Genomic DNA, 4,685 nt, shown 5'->3' with positions numbered 1-4,685 from the left:
GTCGCCGACGCGGCGGTCCTTGGGATCCTTCACCGTCGCCGAGAAGCCGATGCCCGAGCCTTCCCCGCGGGCCGCGATAATCCGCTCCAGCCCGGCGAACGCGCCGCCGCAGATGAAGAGGATGTTGGTGGTGTCGACCTGGACGAATTCCTGGTTGGGGTGCTTGCGCCCGCCCTGGGGCGGCACCGAGGCGATGGTGCCCTCGATCAGCTTGAGGAGCGCCTGCTGCACGCCCTCGCCGCTCACGTCGCGCGTGATCGACGGGTTGTCGCTCTTGCGCGAGATCTTGTCGATCTCGTCGATGTAGACGATGCCCTGCTGCGCCTTCTCGACGTCGTAGTCGCACTTCTGCAGGAGCTTCTGGATGATGTTCTCGACGTCCTCGCCGACGTAGCCGGCTTCGGTGAGGGTCGTCGCGTCGGCCATCGTGAACGGCACGTCGAAGGTGCGCGCGAGCGTCTGCGCGAGCAGCGTCTTGCCGCTGCCGGTCGGGCCGACCAGCAGGATGTTCGACTTCGCCAGCTCGACGTCGTTGTGCTTGGTGCCGTGCGCCAGCCGTTTGTAGTGGTTGTGCACGGCGACCGAGAGCACGCGCTTGGCATGCTGCTGGCCGATCACGTAGTCGTCAAGCACGGCGTGGATGTCGCGCGGCGTCGGCACCCCGTCCCTGGACTTCACGAGGGTCGTCTTGTTCTCCTCGCGAATGATGTCCATGCACAGCTCGACGCATTCATCGCAGATGAACACGGTCGGACCGGCGATCAGCTTGCGGACCTCGTGCTGGCTCTTGCCACAGAACGAGCAGTAGAGCGTATTCTTCGAATCGCCGCTGCTGGACTTGGTCATCTGTACTCCGTCATGCTCCCGGGGGACCCAATCGAAAGAGGCAATCCCAGCGACGTCCCCCGACGCCGATCCTGAATGCTACGTTGTCGCGGCTCCTCGCCGCGACAAGCCCACCGTAGCGCGCCGGATCCCTGCCATTCAACAACAGCGGACCCGGCGCATCAACATTTTGTTCACGCGGCCCCGGCCACCCCCGGCTCAGGCGGCAGCGCTCTCGCCCGGAATCGGGCGCCGTTCCACCACTTCGTCGATGAGGCCGAAGGCCTTGGCCTCCTCGGGAGACATGAACTTGTCACGCTCCATGTTCTGCTCGATCACGTCGATCGACTGGCCCGTGTGGCGGGCGTAGATGTCGTTCAGGCGCGCGCGCAGCTTCAGGATCTCCTGCGCCTGGATCTCGATGTCCGCGGCCTGACCCTGCGCACCGCCCGAGGGCTGGTGGATCATGATCCGGCTGTTGGGCAGCGAGAAGCGCTTGCCCGGCGCGCCGGCGGCGAGCAGCAGCGAGCCCATGGAGGCGGCCTGCCCGATGCACACCGTCGACACCTGCGGGCGGATGTACTGGATGGTGTCGTAGATCGCCAGGCCCGACGAGACGTAGCCGCCCGGCGAGTTGATGTAGAAGGCGATGTCCTTGTTCGGGTTTTCCGACTCAAGGAACAGCAGCTGCGCGCAGATCAGGCTGGCGACGGCGTCGTTGACGCCACCGATCAGGAAGATGATCCGCTCCTTCAGCAGGCGCGAGTAGATGTCGTACGCGCGCTCACCCCGGTTGGTCTGTTCGACGACCATCGGGACGAGGGTGTTCATGTGCGGTTGAAAGTCGTGCATGTGACCTTACCCAGCCCCCTGATCCTTTGCGTCTACCCCCGTGCGGGGGCCAACCCACTATATAGGGTGGAAGAGGGCGGCCGTCAGGCCGCCCCACCACATTGGGTGAAAGAAGGCGCCCGTCAGGCGGCCTTCGCCTCCTCCTCGTCCGGGTCGCGCATCAGCTCCTCGACCGGGACGGTGCGCTCGCTGACCTTGGCCATCTCGATGATGAAGTCGACGACCTTGTCCTCGAAGATCGGGGCGCGGAGGTTCTCGACGGCCTGCGGGTTGCTCTTGAAGAACTCGAACACCTGCCGCTCCTGGCCCGGCCAGCGGCGCGCCTCGGCGATCAGGGCGCGGTTCACCTCGTCCTGGCTGACCTGGATGTTGTTGCGCCGGCCGATCTCCGACAGCAGCAGGCCCAGGCGGACGCGGCGCTCGGCGATGCCGCGGTACTCGGCCTTCAGCTCCTCTTCGGGCTTGTTGGCGTCGTCGCCGGCGTTGCCGTTCTTGATCTCGTCCTGCAGGCGGCGCCAGATGGCCTCGAACTCGATCTCCACCATGCCCTCCGGCACCGGGAAGTCGTGGCCCTCGGCCAGCTTGTCGAGCAGCTGGCGCTTGACGCGCATGCGGCTGACGTTGCCGTAGTCGCTCTTGATCTTGTCGCGCACGGACTCCTTCAGCTTCTCCAGGTCGTCCAGGCCGAACTCCTTGGCGAGTTCGTCGTTGACCTCGGCCGGGACCGACTTGCGGATCTCCTTGAGGTCGACCTCGAAGATGGCTTCCTTGCCGTTCAGCGTCTCGACGCCGTACTCCTCGGGGAAGGTCACCTTGACGCTGACGTGATCGCCGGCTCGTGAGCCGACCAGCTGGTCCTCGAAGCCCGGGATGAAGCGGCCGGAGCCCAGCTCCAGCGGGAACTCCTTGGCGTCCATGCCCGGCTGGGCGACGCCGTCCACGGTGCCGGCGAAGTCGATGACCACGGTGTCGCCGTTGGCGGCCGGGCGGTCCTCGGTCAGCGGCTCGGTGGTGGCGCGCGACGCGGCGATGCGCTCGATCGCCTTGCCGACCTCGTCCTCGCTCACCTCGACCACCAGCTTCTCCAGCTCGATGGAGGCGAGGTCGCCGGGCTCGACGTCGGGCAGCAGCTCGACGGCCATCTTGTACTCGAGGTCCGAGCCGGGCTCGTACTTCTCGATCTCGATCTTCGGCTGGAGCGCCACGCGCAGGCCGCGCTCGTTCAGCGCCTGGCGCGAGCTGTCGGAAACGGCGGTCTCCAGGACCTCGGCCAGGACGGAGCCGCCGTAGCGCTGCTTGACGACCGTGACCGGCACCTTGCCCGGGCGGAAGCCGGGCAGCTGCACCGTCTGGCGAAGCTCTTCGAGCCGGCCCTGAACCTTCTGATCGATGTCCTGGGCGGAGAGGACGACCTTGAACTCGCGCTTGAGGCCGTCGGTGCTGGTTTCGGTAATCTGCATCGGAGGGGAAGCCTGTCTCGTTGCCCGGTCCGGCGGCGCCCGGGAAGGGGCGGCCCGGAACCGCGTTCTCCAGTCGGTTCAAGGATTTGCCGTGGTGCGGGCGAAGGGACTCGAACCCCCACGACCGAAGTCACCGGAACCTAAATCCGGCGCGTCTACCAGTTCCGCCACGCCCGCTACGGCAATGGCGGACCCGGCCGGAGGGGTCGCCCCCGCCCGTCCGCCAGCGTGGTGGCCTCTATAGCACAACGGAATCCCAGCAAACACACAAAATGGTCTTACGCGCGACGGTCATACGCGGGTACGGCGGCGCGGGTCCGGCGGCCCGCTCACGGCCCCTTCACCAGCCCGCGCATGGCCGAGGAGGCGTTGACCTTCCCCTCGCCGCTGTAGGCCTCGTGGTTGGCCTCGATCTCGCCCAGCTTGTAGCGGTAGTTGATCATCATGCCGCAGGACTGCGCGATGCCCTTGGCCGAGGTGTCGGCCAGCCAGTTCAGCCGCTCCATCCGCGCCCCGTTGGACAGGTGGAAATGCGCCACCGGGTCGCGCGCCCGCAGCCCCGCCCCGTCGCCCGGCCGCACCTCCGTCAGGTAGGTGGCGCACAGGCGCGTCAGCGGGCCGCGCAACGCCTTGGCCAGGCTTTCGTGCCGCCACCACGCCTCGCGCCCCAGCGCGGATTCGAGAATGCCTCGGCCGGGGATCGCCGAATCGGCCAGATCCAGCCACTCGGCGATGCGCTCGCGCTCGGCCGGCGCCAGCAGCCGGTCGCCCTGCCCGCCCAGCTCGCGCTCCAGCCAGCGGCGGAAGCCGGGGATCGGCGACAGGGTGGCGAAGGTCTTCAGGTTGGGGAACTCGCCGGCCAGCCCGTCCACCACGCGCTTGATCAGGAAGTTGCCGAAGCTGATGCCGGCCAGCCCCTTCTGCGCGTTGGAGATGGAATAGAAGATGGCGGTGTCGGCCGCCTTGGGATCCACCACCGGCGCTTCCGGGTCGAGCAGCGTCTGCACGTTGTCCGACATGCCTTGGACCAGCGCCACCTCGACGAAGATCAGCGGCTCGTTGGGCATGCGCGGGTGGAAGAAGGCGAAGCAGCGGCGGTCCGAATCGAGCCGGTTCTTGAGGTCGCGCCAGGAACGGATGGCGTGCACCGCCTCGTAGGCGACCAGCTTCTCGAGCAATGCCGCGGGTGCCTTCCAGTCGATGCGCACCAGGTCGAGGAAGGCGACGTCGAACCAGGCGCCGAGCAGCGGCCGCAGGTCCTCGCTCAGCGCCCGCGCCGCGGCATCGGTCTTGCCGAGGGTCAGCAGCTCGGCCCGCAGGTCGACGACGAACTTCACGCCCTGCGGCACGCCGACGAACTCGCGCAGCAGCCGCACCGCCGGCGATTCGAGCCAGCGGGCCAGCGCCCGCGGCGGCTCCTTGGTGCCGCGCCAGCGCTCGACCTCGGCCATCGCATCCTCGCGCGAGAGCCCGTAATCGTGGGCCAAGGTCAGCAGGAACTTCTTCCGTCCCGCCGGCGACAGCGACAGGTAGGCCTGGCCGAGCTCG

The 4,685-nt window shown here is 67.6% G+C and carries 4 protein-coding genes and 1 tRNA gene; all 5 read right to left on the bottom strand.

What is annotated here, in order from left to right:
- Positions 1 to 846, bottom strand: an 846-nt coding sequence (gene clpX / locus VED21_RS13485) for an ATP-dependent Clp protease ATP-binding subunit ClpX (RefSeq protein ID WP_324882887.1), incomplete at its 3' end; no start/stop codon positions are given.
- A gap of 198 nt (positions 847 to 1,044) precedes the next feature.
- Positions 1,045 to 1,677: an ATP-dependent Clp endopeptidase proteolytic subunit ClpP gene (gene clpP, locus VED21_RS13480; RefSeq protein ID WP_324882886.1), complete on the bottom strand. Its 633-nt coding sequence runs from the start codon at positions 1,675 to 1,677 to the stop codon at positions 1,045 to 1,047.
- A gap of 122 nt (positions 1,678 to 1,799) precedes the next feature.
- Complete coding sequence (gene tig / locus VED21_RS13475; RefSeq protein ID WP_324882885.1) at positions 1,800 to 3,137, bottom strand: trigger factor; 1,338 nt, start codon at positions 3,135 to 3,137, stop codon at positions 1,800 to 1,802.
- Between the two features lie 92 nt (positions 3,138 to 3,229).
- Positions 3,230 to 3,314: transfer RNA gene (locus VED21_RS13470), tRNA-Leu, on the bottom strand.
- Positions 3,315 to 3,466: 152 nt separating this feature from the next.
- Positions 3,467 to 4,685: malonyl-CoA decarboxylase domain-containing protein (locus tag VED21_RS13465; RefSeq protein WP_324882884.1), on the bottom strand; the 1,219-nt coding region annotated here is incomplete at its 5' end.

The organism is Azospirillum sp. (genome assembly GCF_035627195.1).
In the GTDB taxonomy this organism is placed as follows: Bacteria; Pseudomonadota; Alphaproteobacteria; order Azospirillales; family Azospirillaceae; genus Azospirillum.
This window is presented reverse-complemented; position numbering and strand designations above follow the sequence as displayed.

What these genes read in the sequence shown, in the direction of transcription:
- clpP (WP_324882886.1), bottom strand. Translation starts at nt 1,677, where the DNA reads ATGCACGACTTTCAACCGCACATGAACACCCTCGTCCCGATGGTCGTC.
- tig (WP_324882885.1), bottom strand. Translation starts at nt 3,137, where the DNA reads ATGCAGATTACCGAAACCAGCACCGACGGCCTCAAGCGCGAGTTCAAG.